This window comes from Streptomyces sp. NPDC001903 (genome assembly GCF_042891345.1).
GTDB lineage: Bacteria > Actinomycetota > Actinomycetes > Streptomycetales > Streptomycetaceae > Streptomyces.
In genome coordinates, this window is sequence record NZ_JBIASZ010000014.1 from 195,127 (window position 1) to 213,302 (window position 18,176).

General features: G+C 72.8%; 16 protein-coding genes. 7 read left to right on the forward strand and 9 right to left on the reverse strand.

Annotated features, from left to right (window positions below):
* Positions 1 to 11 precede the first annotated feature (11 nt).
* The gene (locus tag ACFYZS_RS28425; protein WP_389018378.1) at positions 12 to 767 is read right to left on the reverse strand and encodes an SIS domain-containing protein; all 756 of its coding nucleotides are present in this window, start codon (positions 765 to 767) and stop codon (positions 12 to 14) included.
* 210 nt (positions 768 to 977) lie between these two features.
* On the opposite strand from ACFYZS_RS28425, the gene ACFYZS_RS28430 reads away from it, so the two are divergent.
* Together ACFYZS_RS28430 and ACFYZS_RS28435 are read left to right on the forward strand one after the other, a co-directional pair.
* Positions 978 to 1,670 (forward strand): metal-dependent transcriptional regulator, encoded by a 693-nt coding sequence (locus ACFYZS_RS28430; RefSeq protein WP_389018381.1) that lies wholly within the window; start codon positions 978 to 980, stop codon positions 1,668 to 1,670.
* 324 nt (positions 1,671 to 1,994) lie between these two features.
* Positions 1,995 to 2,879 carry an alpha/beta fold hydrolase gene (locus tag ACFYZS_RS28435; protein ID WP_389018384.1) on the forward strand — a complete coding sequence of 295 codons (885 nt, stop codon included), beginning with the start codon at positions 1,995 to 1,997 and terminating at the stop codon, positions 2,877 to 2,879.
* 91 nt (positions 2,880 to 2,970) lie between these two features.
* Here the strand turns inward: ACFYZS_RS28435 and ACFYZS_RS28440 are convergent, their stop codons facing one another.
* From ACFYZS_RS28440 to ACFYZS_RS28450, 3 genes are all read right to left on the reverse strand, one after another.
* Positions 2,971 to 4,641 carry a transporter gene (locus ACFYZS_RS28440; protein WP_389018387.1) on the reverse strand — a complete coding sequence of 557 codons (1,671 nt, stop codon included), beginning with the start codon at positions 4,639 to 4,641 and terminating at the stop codon, positions 2,971 to 2,973.
* Complete coding sequence (locus tag ACFYZS_RS28445; protein ID WP_389018390.1) at positions 4,638 to 5,480, reverse strand: ABC transporter ATP-binding protein; 843 nt, start codon at positions 5,478 to 5,480, stop codon at positions 4,638 to 4,640. The genes ACFYZS_RS28440 and ACFYZS_RS28445 overlap by 4 nt, the downstream gene beginning before the upstream one ends.
* A gap of 139 nt (positions 5,481 to 5,619) precedes the next feature.
* Positions 5,620 to 6,300, reverse strand: coding sequence for a bifunctional DNA primase/polymerase (locus ACFYZS_RS28450; protein ID WP_389018496.1), 681 nt, complete (start codon positions 6,298 to 6,300; stop codon positions 5,620 to 5,622).
* Between the two features lie 220 nt (positions 6,301 to 6,520).
* Here ACFYZS_RS28450 and ACFYZS_RS28455 point away from each other — a divergent pair, with 220 nt between their 5' ends.
* Entirely contained in the window at positions 6,521 to 7,900 is a 1,380-nt protein-coding gene (locus ACFYZS_RS28455) for a transcriptional regulator (protein ID WP_389018393.1), read from the forward strand.
* A gap of 125 nt (positions 7,901 to 8,025) precedes the next feature.
* Positions 8,026 to 9,420, forward strand: coding sequence for a hypothetical protein (locus ACFYZS_RS28460; protein ID WP_389018396.1), 1,395 nt, complete (start codon positions 8,026 to 8,028; stop codon positions 9,418 to 9,420).
* A gap of 36 nt (positions 9,421 to 9,456) precedes the next feature.
* Here ACFYZS_RS28460 and ACFYZS_RS28465 read toward each other — a convergent pair whose 3' ends face one another.
* Positions 9,457 to 10,734: an ABC transporter substrate-binding protein gene (locus ACFYZS_RS28465; RefSeq protein WP_389018399.1), complete on the reverse strand. Its 1,278-nt coding sequence runs from the start codon at positions 10,732 to 10,734 to the stop codon at positions 9,457 to 9,459.
* A 196-nt stretch (positions 10,735 to 10,930) separates the two neighbouring features.
* Here ACFYZS_RS28465 and ACFYZS_RS28470 point away from each other — a divergent pair, with 196 nt between their 5' ends.
* Both ACFYZS_RS28470 and purU read left to right on the forward strand, forming a co-directional pair.
* The gene (locus tag ACFYZS_RS28470) at positions 10,931 to 11,377 is read left to right on the forward strand and encodes a hypothetical protein (RefSeq protein WP_389018499.1); all 447 of its coding nucleotides are present in this window, start codon (positions 10,931 to 10,933) and stop codon (positions 11,375 to 11,377) included.
* Between the two features lie 28 nt (positions 11,378 to 11,405).
* A complete protein-coding gene (gene purU / locus ACFYZS_RS28475) occupies positions 11,406 to 12,281 on the forward strand; it encodes a formyltetrahydrofolate deformylase (protein ID WP_389018402.1) in 876 nt (291 codons plus the stop codon).
* Between the two features lie 69 nt (positions 12,282 to 12,350).
* Here purU and ACFYZS_RS28480 read toward each other — a convergent pair whose 3' ends face one another.
* Together ACFYZS_RS28480 and ACFYZS_RS28485 are read right to left on the reverse strand one after the other, a co-directional pair.
* Positions 12,351 to 13,634, reverse strand: a complete 1,284-nt coding sequence (locus ACFYZS_RS28480; RefSeq protein ID WP_389018405.1) for a maleylpyruvate isomerase N-terminal domain-containing protein — start codon at positions 13,632 to 13,634, stop codon at positions 12,351 to 12,353.
* Entirely contained in the window at positions 13,631 to 14,209 is a 579-nt protein-coding gene (locus ACFYZS_RS28485) for a sigma-70 family RNA polymerase sigma factor (RefSeq protein WP_389018407.1), read from the reverse strand. The genes ACFYZS_RS28480 and ACFYZS_RS28485 overlap by 4 nt, the downstream gene beginning before the upstream one ends.
* A gap of 302 nt (positions 14,210 to 14,511) precedes the next feature.
* On the opposite strand from ACFYZS_RS28485, the gene ACFYZS_RS28490 reads away from it, so the two are divergent.
* A complete protein-coding gene (locus ACFYZS_RS28490; protein WP_389018410.1) occupies positions 14,512 to 15,030 on the forward strand; it encodes an EF-hand domain-containing protein in 519 nt (172 codons plus the stop codon).
* Between the two features lie 104 nt (positions 15,031 to 15,134).
* On the opposite strand, the gene ACFYZS_RS28495 is transcribed toward ACFYZS_RS28490, so the two are convergent.
* Positions 15,135 to 16,406 carry an acyltransferase family protein gene (locus tag ACFYZS_RS28495; RefSeq protein WP_389018413.1) on the reverse strand — a complete coding sequence of 424 codons (1,272 nt, stop codon included), beginning with the start codon at positions 16,404 to 16,406 and terminating at the stop codon, positions 15,135 to 15,137.
* Between the two features lie 128 nt (positions 16,407 to 16,534).
* A complete protein-coding gene (locus tag ACFYZS_RS28500) occupies positions 16,535 to 18,094 on the reverse strand; it encodes a class I adenylate-forming enzyme family protein (RefSeq protein WP_389018416.1) in 1,560 nt (519 codons plus the stop codon).
* Between the last annotated feature and the right edge of the window lie 82 nt (positions 18,095 to 18,176).

The following is an 18,176-nucleotide window of genomic DNA, read 5'->3' on the forward strand; positions in this document are numbered from 1 at the left end:
GGGACCGCGGCTCAGTGGCGGAAGAAGATCCGGTCGCCGTACTCCTTCAGGACGCGGCCGTTCCATTCGTGGCCGCCGTCCACGTTGCCCGAGCGCAGCAGCGGGGGCTCCAGGCCGCGGGCGGCCAGCTCGCCGGCGGCCGCCGCCATGACGGCCTGCATGATCGCGCTGGTCACGACGGTGGAGGCGGGGGCGAACGGCGCGTCGATGCCGTCCAGGCTCAGCTCCGCGTCACCGACCGCGATCTTGCTGTCGAGGACGATGTCGCAGTGGTCCTTGAGGAAGGTGCCGGAGACGTGCCGCGACTTGGTGCCCGTCGCGTAGGCCACCGAGGTCACGCCGATCACCTTCAGGCCGAGGGCGCGGGCGTTCATGGCCATCTCCACCGGCAGCGCGTTGCGCCCGGAAAGGGAGATGATCACGAGCACGTCGCCGTCGGTGGCCGGGCTGCTGTCGAGGACGGCCCCGGCGAGGCCGTCGACCCGCTCCAGGGCGCTGCCCAGGGTGGCCGGCATGACGTCGATCCCGACGGTGCCGGGGACCGCGAGGAAGTTCACCAGTGCGAGGCCGCCCGCCCGGTAGACCACGTCCTGCGCGGGGAGCGAGGAGTGCCCGGCGCCGAAGGCGAAGAGGCGGTTCCCGGCGGCGACGGCCTCGGCGATGGCGGCGCCGGCCTCCGCGATGTGCGCGGCCTCCTCGTCCCTCACCCGCTCCAGGAGTCCGATCGCGGCGTCGAGGAACTGACCGGCCAGCTTGCTCTCGCTCATACGCCGATGGCCCTTCCAGAGGTGGGGTTCGTCCGTGTCCGCCGCTCACCGTGCGGTCTGGACCAAGGGCGTGTCAATACGAACGTCAATCCCGGTCCGGGAGCGCCCGGGGATGTCCCGGGCGGGGCTTGACGTCCGGCACGGGACGGTTGTCGGCGCGATGCGTCAGAATTGGGTGCAGGGCCAGCGCACGATATCCGAGGGGCACGAATGTCCGGACTGATCGATACCACGGAGATGTATCTCCGCACCATCCTCGAGCTGGAAGAGGAAGGCGTGGTCCCCATGCGCGCCCGCATCGCCGAGCGGCTCGACCAGAGCGGCCCGACGGTGAGCCAGACGGTGGCGCGCATGGAGCGCGACGGCCTGGTGGCCGTGGCGAGCGACCGCCACCTGGAGCTGACGGAGGAGGGGCGGCGGCTGGCGACGCGCGTGATGCGCAAGCACCGGCTCGCGGAGTGCCTCCTCGTCGACGTCATCGGCCTGGAGTGGGAGCAGGTGCACGCGGAGGCCTGCCGCTGGGAGCACGTGATGAGCGAGGCGGTGGAGCGTCGGGTGCTGGAGCTGCTGCGCCACCCGACCGAGTCGCCGTACGGGAACCCGATCCCGGGGCTGGAGGAGCTGGGCGAGAAGGCCGAGGCGGACCCGTTCCTGGAGGACGGCATGGTCAGCCTGTCGGAGCTGGATCCGGGGGCGGACGGCAAGACGGTGGTCGTGCGCCGGATCGGGGAGCCGATCCAGACGGACGCCCAGCTGATGTACACGCTGCGGCGGGCGGGCGTGCAGCCCGGCTCGGTGGTCAGCGTGACCGAGTCGCCCGGCGGGGTGCTGGTCGGCAGTGGTGGCGAGGCCGCCGAGCTGGATTCGGAGATCGCCTCGCACGTGTTCGTGGCCAAGCGCTGACGGCCTCCACACAGGCGAGCGCGCGGCGCTGTCGGTGGTGGGCCTGTCGGTGGCGGCACTGTCGGTGGTGGGCTGGGGCGGTCCCGGCGCCTTGCGGCGCCGGGACCGGTCCTCCCCTTTGCTGACCCGGAGCCCCGAGCTCTCAAGGTCATCCCCTCGGACCGTCTTCCCCGAGCGGCCCGCCTCCCTGTTGAAAGGATCTCCATCGGCAGCGGCGGCCAATCCTTGAGCAAGGTCACTCGAAAGAGCGGTGTTGAAGACGAGAACCCCGTTTTCGAATACGGGTTCGATAGTCTGGCCGCGAGCGAAGGGGGTGCATCTGCCGTGGTACAGCGCATCGATGTGACAGGGGCCGACGGTGTGCGCCTGGCCGCCTGGGAGTTCCGGGAATCACCCCCCACCGCGCCCCCGGATCCCGACGAGCCCCGGGTGCTGTTACTCCACGGTCTGATGGGCCGCGCCTTCCACTGGGCGGGCACCGCCCGCTGGCTCTCCGAGCACCGCCGCGTCATCGCCCTCGACCAGCGCGGCCACGGCCAGAGCGAGCGCCCCGCCGGCGGCCCGGGAGCCTCGACCCCGCTGGGGCGCGAGGCCTTCGTGGCCGATGCCGAGGCCGTCATCGAGCAGCTCGGCCTGGCCCCCGTGACCCTGGTCGGCCACTCCATGGGCGCCCTCACCGGCTGGCAGCTCGCCGCCCGCCGCCCCGACCTGGTCGAGGCCCTGGTGATCTGCGACATGCGCGCCTCGGCCCTCGGCGAGGCCTCCCAGCAGGAATGGGAGGAATGGTTCCGCCGCTGGCCCCTCCCCTTCCCCACCCAGGACGCCGCCCGCCGCTGGTTCGGCGAGGACGATCCCCGGGTGGAACGCCCCGACCCCGGCCGCGGCGCCTTCTTCGCCGAGGTGATGCACCAGGCCCAGGACGGCTGGCGCCCCGTCTTCTCCCGCCGCCAGATGCTGACCGCCCGCGAGACCTGGGTCCACGACGCGCACTGGGAGGAGCTGGCCCAGGTCCGCTGCCCGACCCTGGTCGTCCGCGGCCTCGACGGCGAACTGGGCCGCGCGGAGGCCCAGGAGATGGTCCGCGTCCTCCCGGCGGGCCAGTACGCCGAGATCCCCGACGCCGGCCACTACCTCCACTACGACCAGCCGGCGGCCTGGCGCGCCGCCCTGGAACCCTTCCTGGACCAGATCAGAAGCGCCGCCCGCTGAGAAACGCGGAAACGCGGAAACGCGGGAGGGGGTGACGGGCAGCAGCCCGTCACCCCCTCCCGTACGCGCAGCCGTACGTACGCCCGCCCGCTCAGCCCTTGCTGACCGCCAGCAGGATCTCCGGCAGCGTCCTGGCCACCGTCGGGGCGGCCAGGCGCAGGCCGGCCCAGGCCGCGAAGGTGCCCCAGGCGGCTCCCAGCGGGAGCATGATCCAGGTCAGGGACTGCTGGTCCGTCACGTTGAGGAAGACCGTCAGCGCGATCACCGGCGAGCAGATCAGCGCCGACACCAGCATGCCGCCGAAGATGCCCGCCCACGCGAGCCCGCCCTGACCCGGCGCCACGTTCTTGAACGCGCCGTCCGTCGGGATCGAGTACGCGAACCGGGCCGAGGCCAGCGCGCCCGTGCACAGCATCGAACCGAGCAGCGCCAGGGCCACCCCGAGGGCCGCCGGGAAGGCACTCCAGTTGTGCACGAGCGCCGCCGTGACCGCCGTCAGCACGACCGTGTACGGAACGGTCACCAGGGCCAGGGCGTACGCGCGGGCGCGCAGCTCCTCGAACGCCTCCCGCGGGGTCGAGATGGTCTGCGCGACCATCCAGAACGCCGAGGTGTCCTGCCCGAACTGGTTGTACATCTGCATGCCCAGCATGCCCGCGCCGAAGCAGGCCAGGTACAGCGAGCCCGTGCCCTGCAGGGCGTTGAAGACCGGGACGATCACGCCGACCGCCAGCGCCGTCACCCACGCCGACTTCGTCTTCGGGTCGCGCACCACGTACCGCAGCGCGCGCTGCATGACCGCGCCCGTCCGGCCGGCCGGCAGGAACGCCCACGCACCGGCGCCGGCCGAGCCCGCGGACTCCCGCTTGCCCGACGGCTTGGCCGCCGCGATCGTCGACCCGTCCGGGGTGACCATCAGCGCGGTCAGGCTCCGCTCCCAGAAGCGCAGCAGCAGGACCAGTGCGATGACCGTCACGGCCAGCTGGCCGGCCGCCACCCCGTACGCGCCCTCGCTCGCCGAGTCGACCATGCCGACGGCCGTCGCGGGCGGCAGCCACCGCACCACGGCCTCGGCCGGCTCCAGCTGCGCCAGACCGCCCGACTGGAACAGGCGCTGGCTCGCGAAGTTCGCCAGCTGCGCGCCGATCGCGATCAGCAGACCGCTGAGCAGCGCGAGATCGCGCCCCTTGCGGCTGGTCAGCAGCCGTACGTTGGCCGTGGCCACCGAGCGGGCCAGCGTGACGCAGCCCAGCACCATCAGCGGTACGGCCACCACGGCCGCCACGATGCCCGCCGCGCCCCGCGCGACCGCCACCACCGAGCCCACCGCCAGGCAGACCGTGAACAGCGGGCCGATGCCGACCAGCGAGGAGGCCAGCAGGGCCCGTACGAGCGGCCGCGGCCGCAGCGGCAGCATGACCAGCCGGCTCGGGTCGAGGGTCTCGTCACCGCTCGGGAAGAACAGCGGCATGAACGTCCAGCCCAGCGCCAGGATCGCGGCGAGCAGCACGACGACCGTGCCCGCGTGTGCGTTCCCGTGCAGCACGGCCAGGCCGATCATGGCGAGGACGGCCACGGCCAGCGACAGCGCCAGCGAGGTGAAGTACGCGGCCTTGCGCTTCGACGAGCCCTTGAGCCCGTTGCGGATCAGCGAGAGCTTGAGGCGGACGAAGACCGCGGTCAGGTCGAGCGCGGGAGCGGCGGACGGGGCCGTGGCCGAGGCGCGTCCGGCCGCCGGGGCGGAGGCGGATGCGGCGCTCATCGGGCCGCCTGCCCGCCGAGCCAGTCCAGGGAGTCGCCCGCGTCGCGCCCGCCCGCACCGACCAGCTCCAGGAACGCGGCCTGCAGCGAGGGCGCGTCGCCCCGTACGTCGGCCAGCGGGCCCGCGGCACGGATCCGGCCGGCGGCCATGACGGCGACCCAGTCGCACAGCGACTCGACCAGCTCCATCACGTGGGAGGAGAAGACGACCGTGGCGCCGGAGGAGGTGTACCGCTCCAGCACCCCGCGGATGGTCTGCGCCGACACCGGGTCCACGCCCTCGAACGGCTCGTCCAGGAACAGCACTTCGGGGTTGTGCAGCAGGGCGGCGGCCAGGCCGATCTTCTTCCGCATGCCCGTCGAGTAGTCCACGACCAGCTTGTGCTGCGAGCCCGCGAGGTCCAGGACCTCCAGCAGCTGCGTCGCCCGCTTGTCGGTCTCCTCGCCCGGCAGCCCCCGCAGCCGGCCCATGTAGCCGAGCAGCTCGCGCCCGGACAGCCGCTCGAACAGCCGCAGGCCCTCGGGCAGTACGCCGATCCGCGACTTCACCTCGACTGGGTCGCTCCACACGTCGTGTCCGGCGACCAGGACCCGCCCCATGTCGGGGCGCAGCAGCCCGGTCACCATCGACAGCGTCGTCGTCTTGCCAGCGCCGTTCGGCCCGACCAGTCCGATGAACTGCCCCGCGGGCAGCTCCAGATCGATCCCCGCGACCGCGACCTGGTCGCCGAAGCGCTTCCACAGGCCCTCGACCCGTACCGCCGCCCGTCCGGCGGACGGCGCGGATCGCGCACCGCCCGGTCCGTCCGTCCCACCCGTCGCAACTGCCTGGTCCGGCATGTGCGCCTGCCTCTCGTCCTGTTCCCCGTGGTCTTGCCCTCCTCACGATAGGAGGGCGGGGAGAGGGTGGGCAGTTACTTATGTCATGAGTTTCCGGGCACGAACATCCCGGTCCTGACCTGCGATCTCACGGATCCCGTCAGGCGCCCCGCCGGTCGCGGTCCGCCGCCGCCTCGCGTCCGCACGCGTACGCCAGCGCCGCGATCAGCTCCTCCGTGTCCGGCAGCCACCGGTTGGCCGGGGTGGGCCGGCGCGCCCACTGCACCGCGCCCCGGCCGCCGAAGCGGGTGGGCGGGGCGGCCACGTACTCGCCCTCGCCCCGCGCGGCCAGGTCGATCGCGGCGGGCGACCAGCCGAGCTTGCGGACCAGGTCCGGCACCTTCGCCCCGGCGCCCGGCAGGACGAAGAACAGCATCCGGTGGTCGGGCGTCAGGGCGACCGGCCCGAGGGTGCGCTCCATCCGCTCCAGGCGCGCCAGCGCCAGGAACCCGGCCGAGTCCGGTACGTCCAGCGCGTCGAACGTCCGGCCCGTCGGCAGCAGGATCGAGGCCTCGGGGCGCTTCGCCCAGATCCGCCGGACCTGGACCGCGCTGCCCGTGGCCAGCGCCGCCCAGTCCTTCACCGTGGGGTGCGCGCCGGGGGCCGGGCAGTCCTGTGCCCCGCAGGAGCACACCTCCCGCCCGTCGGCGGACTCCAGCCAGGTGCCCGCGAAGACGTCCCAGTGCCGTTCTTCCGCGTACCGCACGGCATGGTCCAGCAGCTGCTCGCCGCGCTGCTTGGGGATGGGTGCCGTCTCCGTGACTCCGATGGTCTCTTCCACGCCCATCACAACTCCCGGGGTCACTCGGGGTTACGGGCGTAAACCGGCCGGTGGGCGGAGCATCGATCCTGCATACGGGGCGCACTGGAGCACGGGTGGGGGCGCGTAGGAGGTCGGGGCGCCGGAGTTGGGTAGCGACACGACGCAGAGCGGATGATTCTCCGCAACTCAGGCGGGAAGTGATCATTCCAACGATCACCCGCGGCTACTGGGGGTTTTCATGGCAGCCAGGCCTCTCGTCGCGCGCCAGCCGAATGAACGGCTTCAGGCGCTCATCCAGGAAGCCGGGTGCTCGAACGCCGGGCTCGCCCGGCGCGTCAACATGTGCGGGGCCGAACACGGCCTCGATCTCCGCTACGACAAGACGTCCGTGGCCCGGTGGCTGCGCGGCCAGCAGCCGCGCGGCCGGGCGCCGGGCATCATCGCCGAGGCGCTGGGGCGCAAACTCGGCCGGACCGTCACCATCGACGAGATCGGCATGGCCAACGGCAAGAACCTCGCCTCCGGCATCGGCCTGCAGTTCTCCCCGACCGTCATCGGCGCCATCGAGCAGGTCAGCGAGTTGTGGCGGAGCGACGTCGGCCGCCGCGACTTCCTGTCCGGGTCCAGCGTGGCCGCCTCGGCCCTCGTCGAGCCGAGCCGCGACTGGCTGATCACCGGCGCCGACGCGCAGGTGGCGCGCACCGGCGGCTCGCGCGTCGGGATGCCGGACGTGGAGGCGGTACGGGCGACCACCGACGCCCTCAAGGAGCTCGACCACCGCTTCGGCAGCGGGCACGTGCGGCCCGTCGTCGTGCACTACCTCAACTCCGTGGTCTCCGGGCTGATCGGCGGCTCGTACCGGGAGCCGGTCGGGCGGGCGCTGTTCGCGGCGGTGGCCAGACTGACCGAGCTGGCCGGCTACATGGCGGTGGACACCGGCCAGCCGGGCCTGGCGCAGCGCTACTACATCCAGGCGCTGCGGCTGGCGCAGGCGGCCGGGGACCGGGCGTACGGGGGCTACGTGCTCGCGGCGTCGATGAGCCACCTCGCGGCGGAGCTGGGCAATCCGCGGGAGATCGCGCAGCTCGCGCGGGCCGCGCAGGAGGGGACCCGCGGGCAGGTCACGCCGCGGGTGGAGGCGATGTTCTACGCCGCCGAGGCGCGCGGGCACGCGCTGCTGGGCGACACCCGGGCGACGGCGGTGCTCTCCTCGCGGGCGGTGACGGCGCTGGAGCGGGCGGAGCCCGAGTCGGGCGACGACCCGGTGTGGATCCGGCACTTCGACGCGGCGTACCTCGCGGACGAGCTGGCCCACTGCCACCGGGACCTCGGCCAGGCGGACGCGGCGGCCCGGCAGGCGGAGGAGGCGCTGCGGGGGCTCCCGGCGGGCAAGGCGCGCCGCCGGGCGATCGGGCTGCTGCTGCTGGCGGCGGCGCAGGTGCAGCAGCGCGAGGTGGAGCAGGCGTGCCAGACGGCCGCGAAGGCGGCCGACCTGCTGTCGGGGCTCCGCTCGAACCGGGGCGCCGAGTACCTGGACGACTTCCGGAGCCGGCTCGCCCCGTACCGCGAAGAGCCGGCGGCCCGCGAATTCACCGCGCGGCTGGAGGTGGTGGCGTAGGGGGTGTCCGCGTGATCGGGGCCGGGCCCGGCCCCGATCACGCGGGGGGCCTCCGGCGGCGGGGGGTGACCGGGTAGCGTGAGCCGACGATTCGGAATACCGGAGTAGTCGGCGAAGGAGTCCCGGTGACGGAGAGCGGACAGGGCGGCGGCCCGCAGGCGGGTACGCCATGGGGTCCCGACCCGACGCACCCGCAACAGGGCCGGCCCGCGTACGGCTACCCGCAGACGCCCGCCGGGCCGGAGCCGGGTGCGCCGCAGGGCTCGCCCGGGTACGGGTACCCGCCCGTGCCGGGGCCGGCGGTGCCCGGGCACGTGGTCGGGCCCGGCTACGAGGGGCCGGGGGATCCGCACGGGCACGGCTACCCGCCGCTGCCCGAGGCGGTCACCCAGTACATCCCGCCGGTGCCCGCGGAGCCGGCGCCCGGCGGGGCCGGGGCCCCGTACCCGCCCGCCCCGGCCGCGTCCGCGCACGACGAGGGCGCGACCCAGTACATCCCGCCGGTACCGGCGGCGCCCGCGCACCACGAGGCCGCCACGCAGTACATCCCGCCCGTACCGGGGCACGACGAGGGCGCGACCCAGTACATCCCGCCCGTGCCGGCGGCGCCCGCGCACCACGAGGCCGCCACGCAGTACATCCCGCCCGTCACCGACGGGTTCGACGCGCTGTTCCGGGAGGAGGGCGGCGACGACGGGCACACGCGGCAGTTGCCGCCCGTGCAGGAGCCCGTGCTGCGGCAGCCGCCGCCGCGGGGATATCCGCCGCGCGGGCAGCGGCCCGCACCCCCTCAGGCGCCTCAGGCCCCGCAGTTCCAGCAGCACCCGCAGCCGCATCAGCACCCGCAGTACGCGCAGCCCGCGCCCCCGCCCCCGCCCGAGGCGACGCGGCGCGTGCCGGCCTGGGTGATCGCCGCCGTCGTCATCGGCCTGGCCGTCGTCGGGCTCGGCGTCGGCGCACTGCTCAGCGACGGCAAGAAGCAGAACAACGACCCCGCGGCCGCAGCCGCGACACCCACCGCCGGGAGCTCGGCCGCGGCGGCCGCCGAGGCGCCCGTGGACCCGGCCCGCTCCCAGGCCGTCCAACTGGACAAGCTCCTCGCCGACAGCAACGACAGCCGCGCCGCCGTGATCCGGTCCGTCGACGACATCAAGGGCTGCCGCAACCTCGGCCAGGCGGCCACCGACCTGCGCGACGCCGCCCGCCAGCGCGAGGAGCTCGTCACCCGCCTCCAGGACCTGAAGATGGACCAGCTCCCGGACAACGTGAAGCTGGCCGCCTCGCTGACCAAGGCCTGGCAGTCCTCCGCGGCCGCCGACAACAGCTACGCGGCCTGGGCGGACGACACCGCCGGGGACAAGAAGGGCTGCAAGGACGGGCAGGCCAAGGGCACCAACAACGCCAGTGAGGGCAACAAGGCGAGCGGCGAGGCGACCAGGGCGAAGGAGTCGGCCGCGGGCCTGTGGAACGCGATCGCGGCCAAGTACGGCCTCACCAAGCGGGACAAGTCCCAGCTCTGACCGAAGGCCGCGGCCCGGCCGCCGGCGGGCGGGGGACTACGCGGCCCGGGGCGCCTGCTCCAGGGTCTCCGTCATGTCCATCGACTGTTCGCCGCCCTGCTGGGCGACCAGCCGGCCCGACTGGACGACCTGGAAGTTGACGCGCCCGTTGACCATGCGCGGGAAGCCGGCGACGGCGCGCATGTCCCCGTACCGCCAGCTCAGGTCCGGGGTCAGGCCGCCGGTCTTGACCGGCTCCTCCTGGTTCAGCATGCGCGCCACCTTGCGCGCCGTGACGTCCTCGCCGGACTTGAACCGCTTCAGGGTCTCGCTGAGCACGGTGTACGCGATCCAGGTGGTCTGCGTCCCGCTGTCGTCCGGGTCCACGGCGTCGTTGCCGAAGGCGTGCTCGGAGATCACCTTCCGCATCGGCTCCCACAGCGCGTCCGTCGACACCGGGTACCAGCTGGCGACGTACGCGCCCTCGAAGGGGCTCTCCCGGCCGCCCGTGCGGTCGACCACGGCCTGGCTGACACTGCCCAAGACCGAGGAGATCTGCGGGTTCTTGTGCTTGCTGTCCTCGCGCCGGAACGCGTCGAAGAACGTCTCCGTGCGCTCGCCGAGCACGGCGGTCACGCAGCCCCGGTCCTTGCCGCCCGAGGAGTTGGCCAGGGCCTCGCGGGCCGGGGTGATGTAGTCCGCGGAGTCCTCGGCGGCCCGGATGTCATTGGCCTCGGGCGCCTTGTTGAGCTTCAGGCCGGCGTTCAGCAGGATCGGCATGGAGTCGCCCGCGAGGGTGTCCGGGCGGACGATGGCCACCTGGCTGCAGGCCTTGCCCAGCTGGTGCCCGGCTCCGGCGAGGAGGACGGGCTGGCCGCCGTTGACGGGGTAGGAGAGCGTGCTCTGGAACTCCTCGGAGGAGACTCCGTACCCGCCTATGAAGGGGATGCCCTCCGCTTCCAGCGGGGCCATGAAGGCGCGTCCGTGCTGGCTGTACGAGCCGACGACCGCGACGGCCTTCTCGTCTATGGCCTTGCGGGCGCAGTCGGCGGCACCGGTCGGGGTGTTCTTCTCGTTGCAGGTCAGTACGCGTAGTTTGTGCCCGTTGATACCGCCCTTGGAATTGACCCAGGCCTCATAGGCCTTGGCCATTCCCGGCATTCCCGGCATGTTGGTCGCCCGGGTGTCCTGCGGCGCGAAGGTCATGACCGTGATGGTGCCCCCGGAGCCCCCCGAGCCCCCGGGGAGCGCCCCGCATCCGGCGACGAGACACGCGCCCATCGCCGTTGCCACGAAGGTGCGGGTCGGGGAAGCCGTGCGTCGCCATTTGGTCATGTCCACGCACGCTTCCGCCCCAGGGGTAACTGAAGAGTGAGAGGGGCACAACAGGGGGTGACACGAAGGTGAATTGCCGGGGGCGGATTGCGCACAGGTGCTTCAAGATCGCGCAAGCCGTGAACGTAACATCGCAAGCGTGACATTCGCCCAAGGTTCGAAGAACTCTTCCCGCCGAGGTGGCCGCTCCTCCACCATGGGCGGCATGCCCCTGAACGACATGCCGTGGTGGCGCTGGCGCAGCAACGTGCGCTCGGCGCTTCACATGCTCTCCGACCCGGTCTTCCACGAGGAGACCTGGCTCGCCGGCGGCGAGGGGTACGGGGACGTCACCGACGCCGTCTACCGCCTCGTCGAGGACACGTGGCTCGACAGCTGGTCGGCCGACAAGTACGTCGGCACGATATTCCGCGACTCCCAGGAGGCCGCGCTCGTGGACCTCGCGGTGCTGCGGGTGCTGCGGATCCTGCACCAGGTCGGCCCCGACGCCCCCGTCTCCGCCTACCTGGAGCACCATGCCTGGCCCGAGGCGGTGCGTGCCGCGCGCGAGGCGCACGTACGGCTGGCGACGGCGGACGGGGACGAACCGGACGAGCCGCCGCGGTCGCTGGAAGTGCTGAGGATCCTGACCCGCGCGGCGTGAGCCGCGGGGTGTGAAAGGCTGTGGGGTCATGAGCGACGACCCGCAGGCCCAGGCCCCCCAGCAGTACGTACTGACCCTGTCATGCCCGGACAAGCAGGGCATCGTGCATGCCGTGTCCAGCTACCTGTTCATGACCGGGTGCAACATCGAGGACAGCCGGCAGTTCGGCGACCACGACACCGGCCTCTTCTTCATGCGGGTCCACTTCTCCGCCGACGCTCCGGTGACGCTCGACAAGCTGCGGGCCAGCTTCGCCGCGATCGGCGACTCGTTCCGCATGGACTGGCAGCTGCACCGCTCCGACGAGCGCATGCGGATCGTGCTGATGGTGTCCAAGTTCGGGCACTGCCTGAACGACCTGCTGTTCCGCTCCAGCATCGGCGCGCTTCCGGTCGAGATCGCGGCGGTGGTCTCGAACCACACCGACTTCGCCGAGCTGGTGCGCTCGTACGGGGTCCCCTTCCACCACATCCCGGTGACGAAGGAGACGAAGGCGGACGCGGAGGCGCAGCTGCTGGCGCTGGTGCGCGAGGAGAACGTCGAGCTCGTGGTCCTGGCCCGGTACATGCAGGTGCTGTCGGACACCCTGTGCAAGGAACTGAGCGGGCGGATCATCAACATCCACCACTCCTTCCTGCCGAGCTTCAAGGGCGCGAAGCCGTACCACCAGGCGCACGCGCGCGGTGTGAAGCTGATCGGCGCCACCGCCCACTACGTGACGGCCGACCTGGACGAGGGCCCGATCATCGAGCAGGAGGTCGAGCGGGTCGGCCACGAGGTGACCCCGGACCAGCTCGTGGCGATCGGTCGCGACGTGGAATGCCAGGCGCTGGCGCGGGCCGTGAAGTGGCACAGCGAGCACCGCGTTCTCCTGAACGGCAACCGTACGGTCGTCTTCGCGTAGGGGATGCTCCCGGCCCCCTGCCCCGTCGGCTCGGCGGGGGCGGGGGCAGGGGCGCGCCCAAGACACCTCCTAGAGGCGGCTGAGCGAGGCCGCCGCGAAGAGGACGTCGCGGATGGCCTCGCGGTCCCCGTGCTGGCCCACGGCCGCCTCCTCCGGTGAGATGTGCCCGGCGGCCAGCTGGCAGAACTCGGCGCCGTCCAGCGCGATCTGCGCCACCGTGTGCTCCGCCGACGGTTTCGCCGCCGGGGAGTCCAGGGCGATGTCCCAGCTGCCGCCGCCCGCTCCCTCGATCTCCAGGCGCAGGGTCCGCCCCGGTGCGCCCGCCGCGACCAGTCCGCGGACCGGGGCCGCGAGGCCGGCCCGGCGCCGGTGGGCCAGCGCGCTCGGCAGCAGCCGCGCCGCCAGGTCGATCATCCGGTGCAGGTGCGGCCCGGAGGGCGGGTCGTACGGGTAGTCCACCGCCTCCGCGATGTCCCACGCGTGGACCCAGCACTCGAAGGCCCGCTCCAGGAACGCGTCCCCGAGCGGCAGTGCGAAGGACCCGTAGTCCACCGACAGTTCGCCGACGCCCCGGCCGGCGAAGGACACCGTCCGCAGCAGCGTGTGGCCCTGCTCGCGCCACGGCTCGCGGATCTGCCGGCTGATGGGCTCCTCGGCAGAGCTCCAGAAGTGCTCGGTACGGTCCGTGGCGTCCGACGGCGCCTCCGGGCCCAGCGGGTCGTCCAGGCCCAGCGCCGTCGCGACCAGCCCGTCCACCGTCAGCAGGTGCCCGATCACCCCGGCCACCGTCGTGCGGCGCGAGCGCCGCTGCTCCTCCTCGAACCACTTCAGGCGTACGGGGGTCTGCCACTCCGAGTCGCCGAAGTCGCGCAGCAGCGCGTCGAGCCGCGCGGTCTCCGTGTCGTACGGGTTCGCCCACACCGGCACCGGGATGCGGGCGGGCCGCTTGCCGAGGCAGTCCTCCAGCACCCGCGAGCGCAGCAGCGGCTTGAGGTCCAGGCTGTCCTCGGGGTGCAGCAGGCCCACGGCATCGCGCAGCCGCAGCGCCTCCTCGGCGCACTGCGCGCACTCGGTGAGGTGGTCCTCGACGGCCTGCGTCTCCTCGGCTGAGCAGGCCGCGAGGGCCCAGGCGCCGAGCAGGGACTTCAGTACGGCGTGGGTGCGCGGCGGCTGGGGCGGCTCAGGTACGGCGGGCGGCTCGGGCAGCGGATCGGACAGCGGATCGGGCAGCGGCTGTGGTGCCTGCCGCGGATCGAGGTCGTCGGCGGCCCCGCGCGGACCCGGTATGCGCGCCGGGCCGCCCGGGCGCTGCTCCTCGTATCCCTCGTGGGGCGGGTCGGCGGGGCCGTTCATCGGGGTGTTCCATATCCTGGCGGGCCGTATCCGGGCGGAGCGGCGTCCTCCTGCGGGAGGACGTTGGCGGTCGACAGCAGTTGCAGGCCCAGGCGCAGCCGGCGCCGGGCCTCGTCCTCGCTGATGCGCAGGTCGGCGGCGGCCTGCCGGTAGTCGCGGCGCTTGAAGTACGCGAGTTCCAGCGCGGCGCGCAGCGGTGCGGGCATGGACGTGACGATGTAGTCCGCGCGGGCGGCGGCGGTGGCGCTGCGGACCTTCTGTTCGAGCTCCTCGCGCGAGCCGCGGCCGAGTTCGGCCTGGCGCAGCCGGGCCACGGCCTGGCCCTGGGTGATCCGGGCGACCCAGGAGCGCATGGAGCCCTGCTTGGGGTCGTAGGCGTCGGGGTTCTCCCAGATGTAGCCGAACACCTCGCGGGTGATGCGGTCCGCCGCCGTCTCGTCGCCGAGGACCCGGTGCGCCAGGCTGTGCACGAGCGAGGCGAAGCGGTCGTACAGCTCTCCGAGCGCGGCGGCCTCGCCGCGGGCGAGGCGCTGCTGCATGCGGCGGTCCCAGCGAGGTGGTACGTCCTTCGGCATATCTGCCCCCAGCCGTGTGTCGACGCCTCGAATGTAGTCGCCAGAGGCGGGTTCGCGCCCGTTTTGGGGGAACGGGGTCCTGGAGGAGCGCTCTGCGTGATAGGTGCGCTGCCGGGTGTGAACGGTGGGGACGGACGCGGCACATGGGCACAGGCGTACGCGCCCCGCCGCGCTTCCCGTGCGCGGGTTCGATGCGGCCACCTGCTTGACGACTTCGCTTAACGGGCAGGCCACGTAGGCCTTACGCTCCTGCCTTGTCTTGAACTGAACTCCACCGCACATGTGAAGGCGGAACGCCGCATATGGACAGCGCAGAATACGAGCGCAAGATCGCCGCCCGGTTTGCCACGTTCGACCAGGACGGGAACGGATACATCGACCGTGAGGACTTCAGCGCGGCCGCGAGGGCCGTGCTGGCCGAATTCGGCACCACCGCGCGGTCGGACAGGGGCCAGGACCTCTTCGCGGGCGCGGAGGCGTTCTGGCAGGGGATGGCCGGGATCGCGGACGTCGACGGGGACCAGCGGGTGACCCGCGAGGAGTTCATCACCGGGGCGGCGAAGCGGCTGCGCGACAACCCGCAGCGGTTCGCGGAGATCGCGCGGCCGTTCCTGCACGGGGTGATCGCGGTGGCGGACGAGGACGGCCGCGGTACGACCCCGGCGGCCGCGGCCCGCGTCCTGCGCGTCCTGGGCACCCCGCCCGAACTGGCCGAAGGGATCGCGAAGACCCTGGACGCCGACGCCGACGGCCGCATCACGGAGGACGAGGTCCTGACGGCCTTCGCCGCGTACTGCGGCGTGGAGGCCCCGGACGCGTAACGCCTTCCGGAGCCGGAGCCGGAGCCGGAGCCGGAGCCGGAGCCGAGCCCGGGCCGCGGCGCACGGCGGGTGGCCGTGGCCGCGCGCCGCGCCGGCGCCGCGTGCTACCGGACCGCCGTGCCCGCGCGGGCCAGGTCATGGCCCGCGGCCGCCGCCGGGGCTCCCGCGGCCGCATCCGTGTGCCGCGGCGGGGCCGGGCGGGCTCGGTCGATGTCCTTCAGCCGCATGGCGGGGCGCTCGACGAGGTGCCAGGAGAGCACCGCCGCGAGCAGGGTGCCGCCCGCGGCCAGCGCGAGGTAGACGCCGAAGCCCCAGCGGGCACCGCCGAGCGCGGCCACTGCCTGCTCCACGACGAAGCCGTAGATGTAGATCCCGTACGAGTAGTCGTGCTTGGCGCCCACCCGCCGGAACGGCTTGGGCAGCCGGATCGCGAGCCACAGCAGCAGGTAGGCGAAGGCCGGCACGCCGATGACGTAGAACCAGCCGTAGTGCAGGCTGGCGAGCAGGGTCAGGCCGGCGAGCACGCCCAGCGGGTCGCTGACCGGGATCCGCTCCTTGTACGCCTCGATGAGCGCTCCGAGGACGAAGGCGAAGCCGAGGTAGAAGACCCAGTTGACGACGAAGCCGCCGACGATCGGCACGTCCGGCATCCCGTCGCGCATCGGGATCTCCGTCGCGTTGGTCAGCGGGTCCGCGAGCGCCTCGGTCAGGACGAACCAGCCCAGGACCGCCGCGACCGCGAGGATGGCGCGCCGCGCGCGGACCACGCCGCCGGCCCGCGCCCCGGCGAGGACGAGCAGGGCGACCCCGAGGTAGCAGAGGACCTCGTACTCCAGTGACCACAGCGCACCGTCGAAGCTGCGGTTGTGGGCCAGCCCCTTGTGCATGGCGCCGTCCAGTACACCCGAGATGCCCCATTGGTGCACCCGGATGGCGAAGTTGGCCCTGAGGTAGTCGAACGGGCTCTCGCCGTGGTTCCAGAAGCCCGCCAGCCCGCCGTGCTGGCGCCAGTACAGGAACGGTGCCACGGCGAAGGCCGTCACCAGCAGGCACACCCACAGGCCCGGCAGCAGCCGCAGTGCCCGGTGCCACAGAAAACGCCCGATCGGGAGCCGGTTGCCGCTGCGGGTGACGAGGATGCCGGACAGGATGAAGAAGCCGAAGACGGACATCTTGCCCAGGTCGGTCTGTCCGGAGGCGAAGCTGTAGCCGAACTCGCGGGACCCGAATCCGAGGATGCGCGCGTGGGACAGCACGACGGCGGACGCGAGGAGCAGTCGCAACAGCCCCAGGCTGTTGTCCCGGCCGGAGAACAGTTCGGCGACGGTGCCGTGAGACCACCGGACACGGCTCAGGGGGGTATCGCGGACTCGCATGACGCCTCTCGCGAACGGGACCCGGAGGGGCGCTCTGCTTGTGTGAAAAGGACAAATAATTGTGACACGCGGCCCGTGTGCGCACCGATGGGCCGCCCGGAATGAGACATCCGCCACTGCCGGCAGGGCTACGCGTACCGCTCGCGCAGCTTGTACTTGAGGACCTTGCGCAGGGTGTCGTTGCGGGGGAGGGCGTCCACCAGCTCCAGCTGCTCGGGGAGCTTGTGGGGGGAGAGGCCCTGCGCGCGCAGGTGCGCCGTCAGTTCGGGCAGGGTGAGGGGGGCCGCTCCGGCGGGCTGTTCGACGACCGCGCAGACGCGTTCGCCGCGTTCCGGGTCGGGGAGGCCGATGACCGCCACGTCGGCGATCGCCGGGAGCCGGTGGAGCAGGTCCTCGATCTCCTTCGCGGAGATGTTCTCGCCCTTGCGGATGATCACGTCCTTGGTGCGGCCCGTCAGGACCAGGTAGCCGTCCCGCGTCAGGTGGCCCAGGTCGCCGGTGATCAGGTAGCCGTCGGCGTCGAAGGCCTCGGACGGGCGGTCCTCCCGGTTCAGGTAGCCCCGGCAGACCGCCTCGCCGCGCAGGCGGACCTCGCCGTCGGTGTCCGGGGGCAGGGGAGTGCCGTCCGGGGCGGTGATGCGGACCGACATGCCCGCCGGGGGGCGGCCCTCCGTCGTGGCGAGGTGCTCCGCGGTGTCGTCGGGGGCGCCCATGGTGATCATCGGGACCTCGGTCATGCCGTAGCCGTGGGTGAGCTGGCAGCCCAGCTCGCGGACGACCGCGTGGTAGATCTCCGGGGGCTTCGGGGCGCCGCCGCCCGCCAGCAGGCGGAGGGTGGGGATCAGCTTCGTGGAGGGGTCCTTGCGCTGCTCGGTGAGGAACATCGAGTAGAAGGCCGTGGAGCCGCCGGCCACCGTGACCCCGTGGCGGCGGTAGCCGGCCAGCGCGTCCGGCATCGCGAACTTCTCGAAGAGGACCGCGGGGAATCCGTACAGGAGCAGCATCACCAGGTAGTCCGGGCCGCCTATGTGCGCGTACGGGAAGGCCACCGAGCCGGTGTCGGCCGGGTCCAGGCGCAGGGCGTGGGCCAGGCAGGAGCCGCCCGCGATCAGCGAGCGGTCGGTGTGCAGGACGCCCTTGGGGTCGGAGGTGGTCCCGGAGGTCCAGTAGATCCAGCGGACGGACGTGCCCTCCGACGGGGGCGCAGGGAGTACGGCGGGGTCCGCGGCGGGGAGGGAGGCGTACGCCTCGAAGACGCCGCGCGCGCCGAGGCGCTGCGCCATCGCGGTGTGGTCGAAGCCCCGCCAGACGCCCGGGACGGCGAAGAACTCGGCTTTGGACTCGCGCAGCGCGAAGCCCACCTCCCGGTCCCGGTAGAAGGGGATCACCGGGGTCTGGACGGCCCCGATCCGGGCCAGGGCGAGGGAGAGGAGGACCGTCTCGATCCGGGTGGGCAGCTGCCAGGCGACGACGGTGCCGGGCCGTACGCCCATCCCGTACAGCCCCGCCGCGACCCGCTCGGAGCGGTCGTGGAGCTCGGCGAAGGTGAGCCTGCGGTCGTCGGCGGGGTCTTCGGCGGCCTCGATCAGCACCGTGGCGCCGGGGCTCAGCGCGGCCCGCGCCGCGACCAGCTCCCACAGGGTGGCGGAGTGGCCCAGCCGTACCGCCGTGTCCTTGGTGTCCGCCATCCCCGGCCTCCCTTAACTGACGGTGAGTCAGATCCAGCGCAGAGCGTAGGCCTCCGGCGCTTGTCGGTCCAGGGGTGGCGGG